The organism is Microcystis sp. M_OC_Ca_00000000_C217Col (genome assembly GCF_007095585.1).
Classification (GTDB): Bacteria; Cyanobacteriota; Cyanobacteriia; order Cyanobacteriales; family Microcystaceae; genus Microcystis; species Microcystis panniformis.
Genome location: NZ_SFBV01000328.1, coordinates 20,341 through 37,647 on the forward strand (window position 1 = coordinate 20,341; position 17,307 = coordinate 37,647).

Genomic DNA, 17,307 nt, shown 5'->3' on the forward strand with positions numbered 1-17,307 from the left:
AATCTGCACGAAGTTTGCAGAGGGTTTCCATAATCACCCGTTAAATTAGAGAGTTAGACAGGTGCAGGGCTTCTAGACAATCAGAGCGGTCAAACCTGTGACTCTCCTCTCCTAAACGGGGCTGCTTGACATGATTTACACGCGATTTGACTATCACGGTTGGCAGATTGAATTGATCCTAGAAATGCAGGGTTATTCTTTTCAATGTTGGCGAGTGGATGGCAGCGAAGGAATTAGCGATTGCCTAGTTTATGCCACCTCTGAACAAGCTTTAGCGGCTGCCCGACACCGGGCTGATCTAGAGTCCGCTTGTCTTGCTCTACTGCGATTTCTCAATGATATCGGCGGCCGGAATTATTACCTCACCCGCGATGATCGCGATGCTCTTAGCCAGTCAATTTTAGAATATGCCCGTCTGGGTGGTGTTTCCTAATTTCTTCCCCGGAAGTTTTCCCCCCATTGAGAATCATTCTCGCTCCGATTTATTTATTTTCCGGTCACTTTCGGTAATAGAATCGTGACAGTGATTCCATTACAGGAGATACTAGCAATTTCGATCGAGCTACCGTGTAGTTCCACGCATTTCTGCACCACCACCAAACCCAACCCTGTCCCAGCGATGTGACGGACATTTTTATATAACTGTTTTTGATCTTCTCTGCTTGGATAAATTGCGATAAAATTAACGATCATAACGATCAATAAAAAAATTTTATGGTTGTCACTGTTAATAATTCCCTGACCCTAAGGGAATTTCTACAATTACCAGAAACTAAACCCCCCAAGGAATTTATTGACGGTCAAATTATTCCTAAACCGATGCCCCAAGGTAAACATAGCACTATTCAAGGTGATTTAGTTCCGGCTATTAACGCTAGTCTAAAACCCCAACGAATTGCCCGTGCTTATCCCGAATTGCGTTGTACTTTTGGCAGTCTTTCTCTAGTTCCTGATGTTTCAGTTTTTCTCTGGGAAAATATTCCCCGCGATGGCGAGGGAAAAGTATTAAATAATTTTGCGATCGCTCCTGAATGGTTGATTGAAATTCTCTCTCCCGATCAAAATCAGACTAAATCAGTTATCAGTTATCAGTTATCAGTTATCAGTTATCAGTTATCAGTTATCAGATGTAAGTTTTAAGTTAAAACTCTTCTAGAGTAGTTATGATATATTAGCAAAAAATAATCGACGCAAGCTTTGCCAAGTAAGGCTCACCAGAATTTAAAAAAGCAATTTTAATAAAAAAAGCTTTTTGCTTTGTTGGATTCCAGGCTATTTAAGGCTTTAGGCTCATTTAAACTACTAATTTGCTATAAGCAGTCTAGGAGAGCCTAAGTTAATTAATTAGGGAGGCACAATTATTTGTAGGATGGGTTAGCGGTAGCGTAACCCATGCGGGGGTTGGGTTTCATACTTCAACCCAACCTACGTTCATCTTATATTTAATTCCACCCACCTACTTACTGATTACTGATTACTGATTACTGTTTAGCTGACACTTTGAAACAATTGTGTCCAATCGAGATTGGGAGCATCTGAGGGAGCAACAATTTCAAGAATTTTATTGTTAGCGGCGGGATAAAATAGGGATTCTACACAAACCGAGGCCACTTTTGTGCGGGGAATATTGCCCTCAGATAGGGTATCGGCGGATGACATTTTAATGGCATTAAGATTATCCTCGTTTTTAAGGCCTCCAGGGCGCACAATCGTGTAGGTTAGTCCACTATTGATTAAATAGTCTTCCGCTTGTTTTTTCCAGAATAAAATTAACCAAAATAGATTGAGGGGATGGAAAAAGTTCGATACACAGAGGGAAGTAACGAGAACAAAATGTTCGATTCCTTTCTTTTTGGCGGCATCGATGAGATTTTTAGTTCCCAAGTAGTCCACTAACAAAGGTTCCGTGGGATTAAAACTCGGTCTGGCTCCCGTGGCGCATAACAAAACGCTACAATCAGCGATTAGTGCCTCTAACTTATCCGCCTGTTGCACATCTCCGACGACGATTTCCACCCCTGCGGGCAAAATTTCCGCCGCTTTCTCGCGGTTTCTCACCAAAGCGCGGACGGGAATCTGACGTTCGACTAATTGGGCAACGATTCTCCGTCCCGTTTCCCCTGTGGCTCCTGCTACAAATGCTTTCATCGCTTCTTGACCAAATAGTTTTTAACAATACGTTACACTAATCTCAATTCTACAAATTTCCCCGATCCTTTGGCGGTTAATCCCCAAATTTTTCTAACACTATCATTTACCAGGTTTATAAGTCATGCAGTGTCCCCCCATTAACTCCCTAGCTCGCGAATCTGTAGAAGTCAAAGAAGACAATCAATTTCTCGGTTTTCAAACCCGTTTTGCTGGCTCTATGGATATGTATAGCAATCAGGATAAGGTTGCCGATTATCTGGGCGCTCACGAAGGTTGGTTTTGTCGTTGTGCCGAACCGATGAAAACTCTGCCCTTCGGTGACAATGGTTATATCATCACCATCGGTAAATATGGTGCTTTTGGCTATGAAGTGGAGCCGAAAATCGCTGTGGTTCTGGAGCTGCCCGTCAATGGAGTCTATCATACTCGCAGTGTTCCCATTCCCGATCAACCGTTTTTGGGCTATCTAGTGGATTATCAGGCGATTATGAAACTAGAGGAAATGCCCCTATCTTCTCCTAGTCAGGAAATCGAGGCAATTTTTCGGCAACGAGGAAGGGAAATTCCGGCGGTTATCACCCAAGTCACCTGGGAACTGCGTATGGATGTTATGGTTAAGTTTCCCAAGTTTATTTATAAAATTCCCCGTCCCATTCTCCAAAAAACCGGTGATAAACTATTGACGCAAATTGTTCGCCAAGTTTCCCCCCGCTTAACCTACAAAGTTCAAGAGGATTTTCACTCTAGCTTCAATTTACCCCTACCCCCTGCCTCCAGTCGTCTTTTCTATCGTCTCGACTCCTGTGAGGGTGGGTTGCTTGCCTAGGGTTTGGGGAGTCTGTCAACAGTAATCAGTAGAGCTTGCTGATGGGAAAGCAAGGAAAAATAAAGATTTGCTAACGGTGCTGGTCAGTCTAAGCTAGAATTATTAAGAAATGTTTACTTGTAAAAATAAACCTAAGACTACTTCAATATTTTATGTCTCTGCCTATCCGTAACGTTGCTATCATTGCTCACGTTGACCACGGGAAAACCACCCTCGTCGATGCACTCCTCAAACAGTCGGGGATCTTTCGAGAAGGGGAAGATGTACCCACCTGCGTCATGGATTCCAATGACCTCGAAAGAGAACGCGGTATCACCATTCTGGCCAAAAACACCGCTGTTCGTTACCAAGACACCCTGATTAACATCGTCGATACTCCCGGTCACGCCGACTTTGGTGGCGAAGTGGAACGGGTTTTAGGTATGGTGGACGGTTGTATCCTGATTGTCGATGCTAACGAGGGGCCGATGCCCCAAACCCGTTTTGTGCTGAAAAAAGCCCTAGAAAAGGGATTAAGACCGATTGTCGTGGTCAATAAAATCGATCGCCCTAACGTCGATCCTAACCTAGCCGTGGACAAAGTTTTCGACCTGTTTGTGGAACTGGGCGCCGATGACGACCAATGTGATTTTACTACTCTGTTCGCTTCCGGGATGCAAGGATTCGCCAAAGAAAGCCTCGAAGACGAAGACAAAGATATGCAGCCCCTGTTTGAGGCGATTTTACACCACGTTCCACCACCGGCCGGGGACGTTAACAAACCCCTACAGTTGCAAGTAACCACCCTCGATTACTCGGAATACTTAGGACGCATCGTTATCGGCCGCATCCATAACGGCGTAATTAAAGCCGGTCAACAGGCAGCTTTAGTAAAGGATACGGGCGCGGTTGTCAAGGGTAAAATAACAAAACTTCTTGGTTTTGAGGGCCTCAAACGGGTGGAACTAAACGAGGCCAGCGCCGGTAATATCGTTGCTGTGGCCGGTTTTGCCGACGCTAACATCGGGGAAACGGTAACTTTAGCCGATGACCCGCAAGCTTTACCCCTAATTAAAGTCGATGAACCGACCCTACAAATGACCTTCTCGGTTAACGATTCTCCCTTTGCTGGTCAGGAAGGCACTTTTGTCACCTCGCGGCAAATTCGCGATCGTCTGATGCGAGAATTAGAAACTAACGTCGCTCTGCGGGTGGAAGAAAGTGATTCTGCCGAGAAATTCCTGGTTTCGGGCCGGGGAGAACTGCATTTAGGCATTCTCATCGAAACCATGCGTCGGGAAGGCTACGAATTCCAAGTATCCCAGCCGCAGGTTATCTATCGGGAAATTAACGGTCAACCCTGCGAACCCTACGAATACCTCGTTTTAGATGTACCCGAAGAAGCGGTGGGTTCCAGTATCGAACGTCTCGGCCAACGGAAAGGGGAAATGCAGGATATGCAGACGGGCAGCAATGGCCGTACTCAATTGGAATTCGTGATTCCGGCCCGAGGTTTAATCGGTTTCCGGGGCGAATTTATCCGTCTGAGTCGCGGTGAGGGGATTATGAACCATAGTTTTCTCGAATATCGTCCTTTCTCCGGGGAATTAGCCACCCGTTACAATGGCGTGATTACTGCCTTTGAGGAAGGAGTCGCCACTTTCTACGCCCTCAAAAACGCCGAGGACCGGGGGGTATTCTTTATTACTCCGGGGACAAAAGTGTATAAAAACATGATTATCGGCGAAAGCAACCGACCCCAGGACGTGGAGATCAATATCTGCAAAACTAAACAGTTAACTAACCATCGTTCCGCCACCGGGGATGAATTGGTTCAGTTACAATCCCCCGTGGATATGAGTCTCGAACGCGCCCTCGAATACATCGGACCAGATGAGTTGGTAGAAATTACCCCGAAATCGATCCGTCTGCGTAAATTACCGGTGAAAAAGTTAGCCAAACGTTAATCGGTTTTGACAAAATCTGGCGGCAATTTTGCCATGGCCGTTGCTGCCCCTTTTAGCAGCAATGGCTCGAAGATGATCGGTAATTGGTTATGATCGAGATCTAACAAAGAAATCCACTCAGATTTTCAACAAAACTGAGATGATAGAAAAAAGTGCCTTGAGTTTGAGGGTAAAGAATCTGCTGTGAGCTATTCTGCTACTTTGATGCGACATCCGATGTTTCCCGCCGCGTCGGACAGCAATCGTCTTCGTCTCTTTTCGGGATCCGCTAATGTACCTCTCGCCCAAGAGGTGGCCCGTTATCTGGGTATGGATGTGGGGCCGATGATTCGTAAACGTTTCGCCGATGGTGAATTGTACATCCAGATTCAGGAATCGATCCGCGGCTGTGATGTCTATTTAATTCAACCCTGTTGCAATCCCGTCAACGATCATTTGATGGAATTGTTGATCATGATCGATGCCTGTCGTCGTGCTTCTGCCCGACAAATTACCGCCGTAATTCCCTATTATGGTTATGCTCGCGCCGATCGCAAAACCGCCGGCCGGGAATCGATCGCCGCTAAACTGGTGGCTAATCTGATCACGGAAGCGGGGGCAAGTCGCGTGTTGGCCATGGATTTGCATTCGGCCCAAATTCAAGGTTATTTCGATATTCCCTTCGATCACGTTTATGGTTCCCCAGTGGTGGTGGACTATCTTCTCAGTAAAAAATTACCCGATATCGTCGTGGTTTCTCCCGATGTGGGTGGGGTGGCTAGGGCGCGGGCTTTTGCCAAAAAACTCAATGATGCGCCCCTAGCAATTATTGATAAACGCCGGCAAACCCATAATGTGGCGGAAGTGATGAACTTGATCGGCGATGTTAAGGATAAAACGGCGGTTTTAGTCGATGATATGATCGATACGGCCGGTACGATCGCTCAAGGGGCGCAGTTACTGAAAGCCAAGGGGGCGCGACAGGTTTATGCTTGTGCCACCCATCCGGTTTTTTCTGGCCCTGCGATCGAGCGTTTATCCAGTGGTATAGTCGAGGAAGTGATCGTTACTAACACGATTCCCGTCCCGCAAGAACATTTTTTCCCGCAACTGAAAGTCTTGCCGGTTGCTCCGATTCTGGGTGAGGCAATATGGCGCATCCATGAGGACAATTCCGTGAGTAATATGTTCAAATAGATGCTCGAATCCCCCTAGTTTTAGGGGGAATTTTTATATTGATTTTCTTGACGTTAATTCTGATTTGTGGCAGCGTCGGGGTTGTCAAGTCCTCCCAGACGATTGAAGGGCCAAAAACGCACCACGGCGCGACCGATTAAGTTTTCCCGAGGAACGAAGCCCCAAGCGTGGGAATCATAACTATTATTGCGATTATCGCCCAAAACCAGATATTGATCGGGGGGAACTGTCACCGGTCCGAAAGTATAATTAGGTTCTTCGGCAATATAGTTTTCCGCTAAAACTTTACCGTTGACGTAAACTAAACCGTTTTTGACTTCCACCTTATCCCCCGGCAGTCCAATCACCCGTTTAATAAAAGCATCCTGAAAATTTTGAGCTTTCAGGGCGGCTGTCGGACTAAAAACCACGATATCACCCCGTTCTGGCTTATGAAAATGATAGCTAACTTTCTCGATAATTAGGCGATCGTTAATCTGGAGAGTGGGTTCCATGGAAGAAGAGGGAATATAACGGGCCTCAGCCACAAAAGTGCGGATGCCAAAAGCCAAAATTCCAGCCGTGACAATGGTTTTAACTGCTTCTAGCCAAGGATTTTCTTGGGGTACGGGAGGGGGAGAAGGTTTTTCGGATTTATGGTTCAAGCTTTCAGCCATAGAATTTTAACTTTTGAGAAGGATTAAGCTAATGCGCTCTTTAATGTTCTAGTTTAGTGATAGTAGCAGCGTAGATAATATTTTAAGACAATTTCCCTATGTCTAGCCGATCACTGTTAATTTGTCAAGGCCGCATTCTGCTGCCGGAAAGGGAATTTCCTCGTGGGGTAGAAAAAGGTAAGATTAGTCCATCAAAAAGGACAGTTTTTCGCCGCTATTAAAGGAAAAGCCGAAGATTTCGAGGATTAGAACCCTACATCCCTTAAAAGTCTCTTCTAAGTCACCACTCAGATTTATTTTTGCACAAATTCCCGAATGATCGATTGGAGACTTGGATATTAATTTAGCAAAACGACTTGACTCAGATTTATGTTTGCACAAATTCCCGAACGCTCGATGCACTATCTGCGATGGGTTCTGACCATTGCATGGTTAATTCTGATATTTTCTCTATTTTTTGACCCTATTTCGGCAAAATTAACCGATTCTAATAATCTTTCTAGTCCCCTGAGAGTTGCTCGCGATGTGTGCATTAAAGTCCAGGGAGTTTGCCTACCTCAATCCTCCTATCAGTTAGGTGCGCCGATTTTTTGGGGAATAGTGGTTCCTAGTAGCATTTTTATCTTATTAGTATTCGGTCACGAACTCTGGCGGCGTATCTGTCCTTTATCCTTTCTTTCTCAAATACCACGCGCTTTGGGTAAACAGCGTCAGAAAAAACAGACCGATAAATCGGGAAAAGTCCGATCTGAAATCTATAAAGTGCCGAAAAATTCTTGGTTAGCCCAGAATTATCTCTATCTACAATTCAGTCTGTTATTTTTGGGTTTATGCGGACGGATTCTTTTTTATAATTCCGATCGCTTAGTCTTGGGTAGCTTTTTAATCTTTACTATTCTAGTGGCGATCTTTGTGGGTTATTGGTATGGGGGCAAATCTTGGTGTAACTATTTCTGTCCCATGAGTCCAGTGGAAAGGATTTACGGTGAACCGAGGGGTTTACTAAATAGTACCGCTCACGAAGACAGTCGCGGTGGGATTACTCAATCTATGTGTCGTATTGTCCGGGAAGATGGTAGCGAACAAAGTGCCTGTGTTGCCTGTCAGAGTCCCTGTATCGATATCGATGCGGAAAGATCCTATTGGGATGGGATTACTAACAGAGATCGCCAATGGCTTTATTACGGTTATTTTGGCTTAGTTTTTGGCTATGCTATCTATTATTATCTCTATGCTGGCAATTGGGACTATTATTTCTCTGGAGCTTGGGCGCACGAAGAAAATCAACTAGAATCCCTCTTTCAACCGGGTTTTTATCTTGCTGGTCAGGCAATTGCGATTCCGAAGCTGGTAGCTGTTTCCTTAACTTTGGCAATCTGCACTTTTTTGGGTTACTTTCTCGGTAAAAAAGTTGAAAATGCCTATAAAGTCTATAGAATCCGCAAAAAGTCGCCCTTACCGACCGAAATTATCCGTCACCGCGTCTTTACTGTCGGAACTTTTCTGATTTTCAATTTCTTCTTTATTTTCGCTGGTCGTCCTTTTATTAATCTTTTGCCAAAATTTTGGTATTATTTCGCTGATATTTTACCGGCTGTTTTGAGTAGTTTATGGTTATATCGCACCTGGACAAGGGATCCCGACCGTTACCAACGAGAAGGACTAGCGGGAAGATTGCGTAAACAGTTGGGTAAACTGGGTCTCGATACTGCTAAATATCTCGATCGGCGATCGCTGGAAGCTTTGGATGCGGATGAGGTGTATGTGTTAGCCAAGATACTGCCGGATTTCACACACCAGAAGTGTTTAAAAGCCTATAAAGCCTTGTTAAAAGAGGCTTTGGAGGAGGGATATACTGACTTCGGCCACAGCCTCGAAATCCTAGAACAAATGCGCTTAGAGTTGACGATTACCGAGGCCGAACATCAGGCAATTCTAACGGAGTTGGGTGTGGAATCGGCCGAACTTCTCGATCCGGACAAGCAGTATAGTCGCGAGGATTGGTTGCGTTTGCAGAGTTACCGCGATGCTTTGTTGGAAAGTTTGTTGGTGACTTGGAAAAAAGACCCCGATCGCCAGGTGGGATCGGAATTGCTGGAAGTGTTAACCGGTAAGAGTTCCAGGGAGGCGATCGAGCATTTATTGACGGAATTGCCGGCCGCAGAAACGGAAACTGTCGAGTCTTTGCGTCGCCAGTACGGAGTTACTGGTCAGGAGGAGGAAACGATTCTCCATCGTCCTCTGGCCCGTCAATTATGGCGAAATATCGCCCGCGCTTTTCAGGTCTTTGATCGTCTATCTTTTAGTAGTGACAGCGATCGTGATCAACAGGAAAGAATTTTATTGGAAAGATTCCAGCTATTCGATAGTGATGGCTCTGGACAAATTAGCCTTGAGGAGTTAAAAGCTTGTCTTCAGGCGATCGAACCGGGGGTGACAGACAAGGAAATCGAAGCTATGTTACACCATGCCGATACAAGTCGCGATAATCAGATTAGTTTTCCAGAATTTCGCAACCTACTGCACCAATTCCACAAATAAACTGTCTTCAGTTAAGGAGTCTTTATTTTCCCTGACTCCTTATTCCTTGAAAAAATAGCTGTTCGCAGGCAGGCACGGATTCCCATTATACTAGAAAGTATAAGGCAAGTTGAGGGATTTTGTCAAGCTTTTTTGAGAAAAAATTTCGAGGTTTCGCTGAACTGTATGAGGGTAAATCCAATAGGGACTATAGAGAGGGAGATTTAATAGCAAAATGTAGTATATTCGTTTCTATTTCAGTTATGGTTTCTGGAAATCGCTGATTGTTAAAATTGATCTGCTCGGAATATAGATGATAGGCTGTATTGTAAAAGTTACGAAGGATAAAAGCAATAAATATGCTGGGTGTTAAAGGGGAGGACACTGGAATTCGGCAGTTTTTGAATTGTCCTAGGGTGAGATGACATCTGGGGTGATGAATCTCTTGAAAATTATCAGGATCGTAATCAAATCTAATCGGTACAGCTACAATATTTTTGTCGATAATATCGGCAAATATCTCATCTTCTTCATATAGTTCTGGCTCATTTTGAAAAGATTCTAAATAAGGGGATGAGAAGAAAGCTAGTCTATGGGATAATAACTGCGATCCTTGGAAGCGATAAAGTAATTGAATCAAGGCTCCATCAATCATTTTAATATTATAATTCTTACCGCGATCAAGCTCATCATAAATATCTTGATACGCAACATTTTTTAGGGCAATGGATAAGTCGGAACTATTGGCATAGCTAATCTCAGAAATATTTTGACTCAATTTATTCAAAGTCGGAAAGTTCTGCTGACTTGATAATCCTACTTCTATCAATTTAGCCGTTAAATTTTTAACATCTTTAAAGATATTCTGAACATTAAGCATTTCTTAACTATTCTTGGAATATTTTGATAATTTCGTTTTTTTCATCTGATGAAAATTCTATACTTTTTAACTTGGCAATTAATTCTTGCTTTTCCCTGTCATTTTTATATCTCTTGGTATTAAGAGTATCTCGATAAACCTTCTTCATTTGTTGAAGTTCTTCGGGGGTTGGATAGGTAAACTCAAGAGCAAAATTTCTCGATTTAATTTCCTGAAATTCCCTCTCTAAAGCTTGCATATTTGCTCCATAACCAATAACTCTTAACCAAGCTTTACTTCTAGTCATCGCTGTAAATAAAATATTGCGGTTACTAGCAATTTGTGAACCAGATAAACATTCTTGAGCGTTAATGAAATAAACCATTGCCGCTTCATTGCCTTTTGCACGATAAATCTGTGTAAAAGCAATCGAGTTTTCTTGAAAAAACTCATCGGGAGAAGATGTGCTACCTGCTAAATGAGAATTAATATTTTTTGTAAATAACATTTCTCTAGCTTTTCCAAAAACGTTGCGAGCATTTTTAGGTATTGGATGGATAACCATAATATCTTGGCATCTTAATTCATCTTCCTTGAGATTCTTGGCAATTTGTTCCACTAGCCATTCAAATTGCTCCTGATTGTTATCGAAAGATTTAAAGTTGATAATATCATCGATAGAAGAATGTTCTTCAAGGAATTTAGGACTGGTTTTGGGGGTTCTAATCAGTTTAACAAATTCTCCTGATTTTAATTCTCCTTCTTCAACCTCATAACCAATATCTTGCCATAATTGAGGATTATCAAATATTTGAATTATTCCCTTTGGATAATAAACTCCAAAACCTAGAGCATGAGCAGAGGAAAGAATAGGACGAGAATTTCTGTAACAAGTATTTAAAACCACATCTTGTTGGGGTTCGCTGGGTAAATTCTCCAATTTAACTCTAGGATTACCATGATTATCATTTCCAAAAATAACTTCGGGAGAATGCATGACTTTACTATTTAAGCTTTGCAACTCATCATAGGCATAAACTAAACGTTTATCATCTTTCAAGATTTCATAGCAGAGTCTTAAGAAGTCTTGAGGAAAATCTTGAGCTTCATCAATTAAAATAAGATCATAATATTGATGAAATTTTTTAATCTCTCGGAAGGCTTTTTGACAGACAAACTCAAAAGGGTCTTCATTCAACAAATATGTTAGGTTGTTTGCTTGACTAAAATCTAAATATTCAATATTATGTCGTTTACATAGCTCATAATAAATTCCTTCTATCTCAGGACTTCCCCAAGCGTGAATAATTTTTACTTTTTCCCAGTCTGGTTCGGAATTTTTATGCTCATAACTAAACCGAGTAATTAAATCTTTGTATTGATCCTTTAACGAGCGTGTATAGAAGGTAACAGCAATATTCCAATCGGGATGAGTTGCATGAAGATAAGCTACTTTCAGCGCTAAGACAATTGTTTTTCCCGAACCTGCTAAACCTCTAATTCTTTGTACACCTTTAGTGGTTTCTAAAACAGCCTTATTTTGAGTTTCATCAAGATTAGCGATAGAATCTTCTAATTTTTTTAACTTTGCTCCCCTAGAATCTCGTTTAACAACATAACTGCGAGCGTCTTTTTTTCTAATGGTTGTAACAGCTTGTATAACTGAGTTGACTTTCTCGAAATATTCAGAATCATTGCCTTGACATTTCTTGATAAAATCATCAAGATCTTTATCTTTAATAAGAACAGGATATTCCTCTGGGTTAATTCCTTCTGGATAATTATTCCAAATCGGTGCATAGGTGGCTACAGAAATGTTAACTATTAGCTTTCTTTTTTGAACAAGCTCTTTATAAGACAGCAGTTTTGCTTCTAACTTGGTTATGCTCTCGTCTTGAGTGCCTTCAATATCCAAATCATAATTTTTTCCCTCATCAATATTAAAAATAATAACCCCTTGCTGACGAGAGACTAATAGAGCATCAATTTGATATCCTCCTTGGGGAGTTCCAATAATAGGATAGCCGATATACAATGTTCCCTCTATATCTGTTCTTTCCTCAAAATATTTAGCTAATCTTTGAGAAGATACAGGTTTAGCTGAAGAACCGCGAATAACGTTAACCATAATTTTTACCTCGGGAGTTCTTTTAGCAGAATCATTAGATGCCTATTGATTCTTGAGGAGGGCAACAAAATTACTATAGCATTTTTTCAACCATCAAGTCATGTTATGATTATCGGTTAATCCCCAGTTTTGACCTAAAGCTATAAATTATAGCTATTAAGTAGGGAGGCACAATTATTTGTAGGATGGGTTAGCGGTAGCGTAACATGAGTGGGCGTTGGGTTTCATGCTTCAACCCAACCTACGTTCTATAAATATAGATATTAACCTCTCACAATAAACCGCGATAGCGGATAAAAACGAGGATTACTGCCCAGGAACCTAAAGCTACTTTAACGGCGACTAAAATGTTTAGTATCGGCAAAATGCCGCCACTAAATAGCGCCCCTAATTCCCCGTGGGGTAACTCAAATCCTGAGAGAGTAATGGCGGCTAAAACAATAAAAACTAAGACGGAAATTTTCTCCCATGTTGCCGCTTGCCAACGGCGATAAATTGCTTGCATCCATTCGGGAGACGAGGTAATTGCTATTAAACCAATTGCCGTACCTCCGGCGACTCCGGCGGCAAAACCTCCCCCCGGACTTAAATGGCCGCGGATAGCTAATTCAATGCCCACTAAAGCGGCAATTGTTGACCCCAAACGGGCTAAAATAATTGAAGGTTGGTCGGTAAATTGATGGATTTTACTGGCGGGTTTTTCGGTGGCTAAAAGAAAATTCGCCCCCATAATGGCAATGGTAAAAACAACCACTTCATAGATGGTGTCGTAGAGACGATTACGAAAAATAACCACCGAAACCGCATTAGGAACACCGCCGTCGTCCACCAGGGATTTAACAATTTCTAAGGATGATACAGAGGAAGCAGTATTGGGAATAATTACCATTTTGACAGCGAAGGCAATGGCGGCTAGAGTGTAAATCCATTTCATTAGTGTTTCTCCTCTAATTTGGGGGTTTCAATACAAGTTAAAATCGTGTTGGCTGCCGTTAATTCATTTTTAAAAATATCGTAGAGATAGGGTAATCTAATTGTGGTTTCGTAGGGGATAGTTTCTGGATTGTCTTGACGGATACAGACGGCATGAACATCCTTATCCATAAGTGCCTGTTGCAAAGCTTGTTTATCACTGTAGGCAACTAATTCTAAACGCATAAAACGTTTACTTAAAACCGTTTGTAGTTGAGTTTTTAACTGTTCTAAAACTGTATCGTTTTCCTCAGCAATTACTCCTAAACGCATCACTAAAGAAGAACGAATCGCCACCGCGTAGAGAGTTACAGCTAACATGGTTCCCATCAAAGCTTCGGTTAAAGATACATCTGCTGCCCCTAATAAAGCATAAACTAAGGCTGCTATTGCTCCCAAAACTCCACGAATTACTAAAGCTTGGTAGGGATTGGATTGTAACATCACCATCGCCGCAGTTAAAGGCAAGAGGGCAACAATAACATAGAGATAACTTTCATTCATCTTTAATTTTACTCTCGATCGCTAGAAGTATAAGCTAAAACGTAGCCTAACATGGTGTTCCAAATTGCTAGGGAAATTATTGCCAATAATAATAAAGGCCAATTTTGGGGAACTTTCAAAAGTAGCCCGAAAATAATCGCCATGGAACCCAAAGTATCAGCGACAGATAGACCGTGTAATTTATATAATACCGAGCGCTTGTCTAAAAGATGCGCCGTTCCCCAAAACCAGAAAAAAACTCCGATAGCGATGCAGATATAACTGAAAATGTCAATCATGATTCGTTCAATCGTTTAAGAATTTGTGCTAATAACATAAAACCGGCATTACCGACACTGAGAATAATCACTGCTACCACTCCAATCATCCAATCATCCCGCAGAACTGACACCACTAGAATAATAATCGATGATTTACTGGAAGCACTGGCAAAGGCGGCCATTTTTTGCCAGATGTCATCATTTCTTGCCACTTCATAAAGGGGAATTAATAAAGCGACAATCATGGCAATGAGAACAATATTCATCCCTGGGAACTCCGTTTAATTACATGAACTTCATAACCCTCATTTTCCTTGTATTCGGTGACGATAGTTTTCGGGGTAAAGGTAATCAGAAATATATCCCAAAAAGCTAATCTGGGTGAACGTTTACCAGAAATTCTCTCGAAAATAATTTCTTCTTCCTTGTGGGGACGAAAGATAATTTCAAACGCTTCTTTATAAGCTTGGGGAATAGCTATAAAGACTTTAATTATTACCTTTAACCAATCGCCTAAAGTTTCGCTAGAGGCGAAATTACGGGGCAAAAGAAAAGCAATAGCCACCCCGATCATAATATTAGCAGGGGTGAAATTAGCGGTGAGTAAAAACCACATAGTTAAACGCAGAATTATATGTCCGACCATGCTAAGACCATCCAAAATAATAGAACTAACATTATACTCATCATCCCGACGAGATGATCAAATTGTTCCCAGACCCGCGATAACTTTAGGGATAACTTTTTGAAAACTCCCAGATATAACCACCACCCGGCACCGATGACGGCTAAAGCTTTGATAATATTGAGGATATTATAAGCTTCAACATAGACAGCATTGGATAAAAATAGGGCGGCAAGGAGCAGAATTATTGCTATCCAGAAACCGATAGTTAGCTTCTGTTTACTTTCGCCACCGGCGTGGGGTAAAAAGATAAATTTAGCAAAGGAAATCGCCGTCCCCACCGCCACAAGATTGATCATAATCTCTTGCCAGGGGACTAAATTTTTCATCGTTAACGCTTTCGCTCCAAAACCGGATAATAGGGGGAATCCAGAGATAGAAAAACTAGCAACCACTAGGGCAATCCAGAGGGAATTAGGGATCGATTGTTGCTGTAATTCTTTAAAATTGCGACTGGGTAAAACTCCCGCTAACAGAAATAGGCAAGATTTAACTAAACCGTGGGTAAGGGTATAAAAACCACTGACTACCGGGGCGGCTAAAATAAAACCTAACTGGGAAATAGTATGGAAGGCTAACATCCGCTTGCTATCCTTTTCAAAAACTGCGTAGGATACGCCAAAAATCGCCGTTAGCACCCCCAAAAGCCGAATTAGTCCATCCAAATCCTCTAGGATTAAAGCACAGCGGCTTTTACCACCACCCCCGACATCAGCGCCGAGACGGAGGTTTCCGATTCCGAGTGTGTCATCGGTAGCCATAATCCCGAGACAAAGATTCCCCCTTTGACTAATAATCCCATGAAGATTAAAGCCAAGGCTTCGGGAGGTGCGCCCTTTAAACCAGCAAAAGCAAAGGAATTATTGGCTTTATAGACTAAAACTGCGCCAATAAGGTAAAATAACATCGCCACATTGCTGATAAACAGATAACGCAGGGCAACCCAGAGAGAGCGATCGCTGCGAGGATAGGCAATCACCAGAAAAGCGGCAATACTAATTACTTCTAAGGCAACGTAAACGCTAATAAAATCTTCACAGAGAAAGACAGAATTAATGCTGCCGTGGAGAATGATAGCTTGGGCGTAAAAAAAGGCGGTTTTGCTACTTTCCCAGTTATAAAAAATAACTGCCATCGTCACCAGGGCATTAGTGAGGATAAAATAGGCACTTAACTGATCGGCTACCAGTTTCACGCCATAATTATCCAGTAGGTTGAGGGTTATGGGGGAGGATTGGCGAAATAGAAGGAGAGAATAGGCGAGAGAGATAATAGTGGCGGCGAGAGCCAGATATTTGTCTAATCGGGGCAATAAATAGATGATAAAGCCGATCAAAAAGGGTAAACTTATCCAAGCGATCGTTAAAGTATTCATGGTGTGTTATTTTTTTCTATCTCGCTGCTGTCGAGGGTGGGGTTATCTTTGGCTAATTTCATCACTCCCACCAGCATTAACGCCTGAATCGAAAAACCGATGACGATCGCTGTTAAAATCACTGCTTGGGGTACAGGATCGGCGTAATTTTGCTGTTTAACTGTACCGAGGATGGGAGTAAATAAACCGTCACGGGAAGAAATCACCACATAGTAGGCGATAACGCCGGTACTCATGACATCCATGGCGATAATCTTCATGATTAAGTTTTTTTTCAGGAATGTTCCTAAAAATCCGCACAAAACGGTGGCGAATACAAACAACTCTAGCAGGGGAATCGTCACTGGGCTTCTTGATTAGATTTGGTTATGAGTCAAAATACTTTTTCTAATTATCCTCGATCGAGTCCCAATTGATCAAAAAATTCTCAGGCTTTGCCGCTTCTCCCTTGAATAATCGGTAAATTGGTGAAGATCTATAGTTAGTATTAGCTAAAAGCTAGGAATGAGGGAGCTAATTGGGCTAGGATTAAAGAAAACAAAAGCATTAACATAACAGCCATCATACCGACGAGATTATCAAATTGTTCCCCAGCTTTTGATAATTGTAAGGACAGCTTTTTAAATATCCCTAGATACAACCCCCAACCGATAGCAATAATCCCTAAAGCTTTGCTGATATTTCCCAGGTTGTAGGCATCGAAATAGACAGCATTGGCTATAAACAAGGCAGTTAACAATAGTATTATTCCTAACCATCCACTCAAGGTTAACTTTCTCCCAGTGGTAACTTTTGCGTGGGGTAAAAAGATAAATTTGGCAGTGGCGATCGCTGTACCTACGGCTGCTAAATTGATGGCTACCTCTTGCCAAGGTAATAAATTTTTCATCGTTAACGCTTTCGCCCCAAAACCGGATAATAAGGGGAATCCAGAGATGGAAAAACTGGCGATAACAATAGCAATCCAGAGGGAATTAGGGATCGCTTGTTGCTGTAATTCTTTAAAATTGCGACTGGGTAAAACTCCCACTAATAGAAATAGGGAAGATTTAACTAATCCGTGGGTAAGGGTATAAAAACCGCTTACCGGTGGGGCAGCCAAAATAAAACCCAGCTGCACGATCGTGCTAAAGGCTAACATCCGCTTGCTATCCTTTTCAAAAACTGCGTAGGATACGCCAAAAATCGCCGTTAGCACCCCCAAAAGCCGAATTAGTCCATCCAAATCCTCTAGGATTAAAGCACAGCG

The 17,307-nt window shown here is 42.2% G+C and carries 18 protein-coding genes and 2 pseudogenes; 7 read left to right on the plus strand and 13 right to left on the minus strand.

All coding sequences use genetic code 11. The features are described 5' to 3' along the window. Nucleotides 1-130 precede the first annotated feature (130 nt). Entirely contained in the window at nucleotides 131-433 is a 303-nt protein-coding gene (locus EWV66_RS21010) for a hypothetical protein (protein WP_052277104.1), read from the plus strand. Nucleotides 434-486: 53 nt separating this feature from the next. Here EWV66_RS21010 and EWV66_RS21015 read toward each other — a convergent pair whose 3' ends face one another. After that, the gene (locus tag EWV66_RS21015; RefSeq protein ID WP_052277103.1) at nucleotides 487-693 is read right to left on the minus strand and encodes an ATP-binding protein; all 207 of its coding nucleotides are present in this window, start codon (nucleotides 691-693) and stop codon (nucleotides 487-489) included. A gap of 21 nt (nucleotides 694-714) precedes the next feature. Between EWV66_RS21015 and EWV66_RS21020 the strand changes: the two are divergent. After that, nucleotides 715-1,080: pseudogene (locus EWV66_RS21020) on the plus strand (Uma2 family endonuclease); the annotation flags it as partial. Between the two features lie 408 nt (nucleotides 1,081-1,488). Here EWV66_RS21020 and EWV66_RS21025 read toward each other — a convergent pair. Then, a complete protein-coding gene (locus EWV66_RS21025) occupies nucleotides 1,489-2,148 on the minus strand; it encodes an SDR family oxidoreductase (protein ID WP_052277101.1) in 660 nt (219 codons plus the stop codon). Nucleotides 2,149-2,272: 124 nt separating this feature from the next. Between EWV66_RS21025 and EWV66_RS21030 the strand changes: the two genes are divergently transcribed. The 3 genes from EWV66_RS21030 to EWV66_RS21040 all read left to right on the plus strand — a co-directional run bounded on the left by EWV66_RS21030 (nucleotide 2,273) and on the right by EWV66_RS21040 (nucleotide 6,099). Next, nucleotides 2,273-2,977, plus strand: coding sequence for a DUF1997 domain-containing protein (locus EWV66_RS21030; RefSeq protein ID WP_287107134.1), 705 nt, complete (start codon nucleotides 2,273-2,275; stop codon nucleotides 2,975-2,977). A gap of 152 nt (nucleotides 2,978-3,129) precedes the next feature. Next, nucleotides 3,130-4,923: a translational GTPase TypA gene (typA, locus tag EWV66_RS21035; RefSeq protein ID WP_002796752.1), complete on the plus strand. Its 1,794-nt coding sequence runs from the start codon at nucleotides 3,130-3,132 to the stop codon at nucleotides 4,921-4,923. A gap of 204 nt (nucleotides 4,924-5,127) precedes the next feature. Then, nucleotides 5,128-6,099, plus strand: a complete 972-nt coding sequence (locus EWV66_RS21040) for a ribose-phosphate pyrophosphokinase (protein ID WP_052277099.1) — start codon at nucleotides 5,128-5,130, stop codon at nucleotides 6,097-6,099. A 53-nt stretch (nucleotides 6,100-6,152) separates the two neighbouring features. Here the strand turns inward: EWV66_RS21040 and lepB are convergent, their stop codons facing one another. Next, complete coding sequence (gene lepB / locus EWV66_RS21045; protein WP_287107135.1) at nucleotides 6,153-6,755, minus strand: signal peptidase I; 603 nt, start codon at nucleotides 6,753-6,755, stop codon at nucleotides 6,153-6,155. Between the two features lie 98 nt (nucleotides 6,756-6,853). Between lepB and EWV66_RS21050 the strand changes: the two genes are divergently transcribed. Both EWV66_RS21050 and EWV66_RS21055 read left to right on the plus strand, forming a co-directional pair. Next, complete coding sequence (locus EWV66_RS21050; RefSeq protein ID WP_287107136.1) at nucleotides 6,854-6,976, plus strand: hypothetical protein; 123 nt, start codon at nucleotides 6,854-6,856, stop codon at nucleotides 6,974-6,976. A 148-nt stretch (nucleotides 6,977-7,124) separates the two neighbouring features. Continuing rightward, nucleotides 7,125-9,296 carry an EF-hand domain-containing protein gene (locus EWV66_RS21055; protein WP_287107137.1) on the plus strand — a complete coding sequence of 724 codons (2,172 nt, stop codon included), beginning with the start codon at nucleotides 7,125-7,127 and terminating at the stop codon, nucleotides 9,294-9,296. 187 nt (nucleotides 9,297-9,483) lie between these two features. On the opposite strand, the gene EWV66_RS21060 is transcribed toward EWV66_RS21055, so the two are convergent. From EWV66_RS21060 to EWV66_RS21105, 10 genes and pseudogenes are all read right to left on the minus strand, one after another. Beyond that, nucleotides 9,484-10,155: a DUF2290 domain-containing protein gene (locus tag EWV66_RS21060; protein ID WP_002796746.1), complete on the minus strand. Its 672-nt coding sequence runs from the start codon at nucleotides 10,153-10,155 to the stop codon at nucleotides 9,484-9,486. 7 nt (nucleotides 10,156-10,162) lie between these two features. Further along, complete coding sequence (locus EWV66_RS21065; protein WP_287107138.1) at nucleotides 10,163-12,262, minus strand: DEAD/DEAH box helicase; 2,100 nt, start codon at nucleotides 12,260-12,262, stop codon at nucleotides 10,163-10,165. 271 nt (nucleotides 12,263-12,533) lie between these two features. After that, nucleotides 12,534-13,196 (minus strand): Na(+)/H(+) antiporter subunit B, encoded by a 663-nt coding sequence (locus EWV66_RS21070; protein WP_002745314.1) that lies wholly within the window; start codon nucleotides 13,194-13,196, stop codon nucleotides 12,534-12,536. Then, nucleotides 13,196-13,738: a DUF4040 domain-containing protein gene (locus tag EWV66_RS21075; protein WP_002796742.1), complete on the minus strand. Its 543-nt coding sequence runs from the start codon at nucleotides 13,736-13,738 to the stop codon at nucleotides 13,196-13,198. Before EWV66_RS21075 ends, EWV66_RS21070 begins: the two co-directional genes overlap by 1 nt. Nucleotides 13,739-13,746: 8 nt before the next feature. Next, nucleotides 13,747-14,016, minus strand: coding sequence for a monovalent cation/H(+) antiporter subunit G (locus EWV66_RS21080; RefSeq protein WP_002752066.1), 270 nt, complete (start codon nucleotides 14,014-14,016; stop codon nucleotides 13,747-13,749). Then, nucleotides 14,013-14,264 (minus strand): hypothetical protein, encoded by a 252-nt coding sequence (locus EWV66_RS21085; RefSeq protein WP_002771873.1) that lies wholly within the window; start codon nucleotides 14,262-14,264, stop codon nucleotides 14,013-14,015. Before EWV66_RS21085 ends, EWV66_RS21080 begins: the two co-directional genes overlap by 4 nt. Further along, entirely contained in the window at nucleotides 14,261-14,644 is a 384-nt protein-coding gene (locus EWV66_RS21090; RefSeq protein WP_287107139.1) for a Na+/H+ antiporter subunit E, read from the minus strand. The genes EWV66_RS21085 and EWV66_RS21090 overlap by 4 nt, the downstream gene beginning before the upstream one ends. Beyond that, nucleotides 14,629-16,058 (minus strand): annotated as a pseudogene (locus EWV66_RS21095) (cation:proton antiporter). The gene EWV66_RS21090 and the pseudogene EWV66_RS21095 overlap by 16 nt, the downstream one beginning before the upstream one ends. Then, the gene (locus EWV66_RS21100; protein WP_002796737.1) at nucleotides 16,055-16,402 is read right to left on the minus strand and encodes an NADH-quinone oxidoreductase subunit K; all 348 of its coding nucleotides are present in this window, start codon (nucleotides 16,400-16,402) and stop codon (nucleotides 16,055-16,057) included. Before EWV66_RS21100 ends, EWV66_RS21095 begins: the two are co-directional and overlap by 4 nt. A 143-nt stretch (nucleotides 16,403-16,545) precedes the next feature. Further along, nucleotides 16,546-17,307, minus strand: a 762-nt coding sequence (locus EWV66_RS21105) for a proton-conducting transporter transmembrane domain-containing protein (RefSeq protein WP_287116032.1), incomplete at its 5' end; no start/stop codon positions are given.

What these genes read in the sequence shown, in the direction of transcription:
- EWV66_RS21010 (WP_052277104.1), top strand. Translation starts at nt 131, where the DNA reads ATGATTTACACGCGATTTGACTATCACGGTTGGCAGATTGAATTGATC.
- EWV66_RS21015 (WP_052277103.1), bottom strand. Translation starts at nt 693, where the DNA reads ATGATCGTTAATTTTATCGCAATTTATCCAAGCAGAGAAGATCAAAAA.
- EWV66_RS21025 (WP_052277101.1), bottom strand. Translation starts at nt 2,148, where the DNA reads ATGAAAGCATTTGTAGCAGGAGCCACAGGGGAAACGGGACGGAGAATC.
- EWV66_RS21030 (WP_287107134.1), top strand. Translation starts at nt 2,273, where the DNA reads ATGCAGTGTCCCCCCATTAACTCCCTAGCTCGCGAATCTGTAGAAGTC.
- typA (WP_002796752.1), top strand. Translation starts at nt 3,130, where the DNA reads ATGTCTCTGCCTATCCGTAACGTTGCTATCATTGCTCACGTTGACCAC.
- EWV66_RS21040 (WP_052277099.1), top strand. Translation starts at nt 5,128, where the DNA reads ATGCGACATCCGATGTTTCCCGCCGCGTCGGACAGCAATCGTCTTCGT.
- lepB (WP_287107135.1), bottom strand. Translation starts at nt 6,755, where the DNA reads ATGGCTGAAAGCTTGAACCATAAATCCGAAAAACCTTCTCCCCCTCCC.
- EWV66_RS21050 (WP_287107136.1), top strand. Translation starts at nt 6,854, where the DNA reads ATGTCTAGCCGATCACTGTTAATTTGTCAAGGCCGCATTCTGCTGCCG.
- EWV66_RS21055 (WP_287107137.1), top strand. Translation starts at nt 7,125, where the DNA reads ATGTTTGCACAAATTCCCGAACGCTCGATGCACTATCTGCGATGGGTT.
- EWV66_RS21060 (WP_002796746.1), bottom strand. Translation starts at nt 10,155, where the DNA reads ATGCTTAATGTTCAGAATATCTTTAAAGATGTTAAAAATTTAACGGCT.
- EWV66_RS21065 (WP_287107138.1), bottom strand. Translation starts at nt 12,262, where the DNA reads ATGGTTAACGTTATTCGCGGTTCTTCAGCTAAACCTGTATCTTCTCAA.
- EWV66_RS21070 (WP_002745314.1), bottom strand. Translation starts at nt 13,196, where the DNA reads ATGAAATGGATTTACACTCTAGCCGCCATTGCCTTCGCTGTCAAAATG.
- EWV66_RS21075 (WP_002796742.1), bottom strand. Translation starts at nt 13,738, where the DNA reads ATGAATGAAAGTTATCTCTATGTTATTGTTGCCCTCTTGCCTTTAACT.
- EWV66_RS21080 (WP_002752066.1), bottom strand. Translation starts at nt 14,016, where the DNA reads ATGATTGACATTTTCAGTTATATCTGCATCGCTATCGGAGTTTTTTTC.
- EWV66_RS21085 (WP_002771873.1), bottom strand. Translation starts at nt 14,264, where the DNA reads ATGAATATTGTTCTCATTGCCATGATTGTCGCTTTATTAATTCCCCTT.
- EWV66_RS21090 (WP_287107139.1), bottom strand. Translation starts at nt 14,644, where the DNA reads ATGGTCGGACATATAATTCTGCGTTTAACTATGTGGTTTTTACTCACC.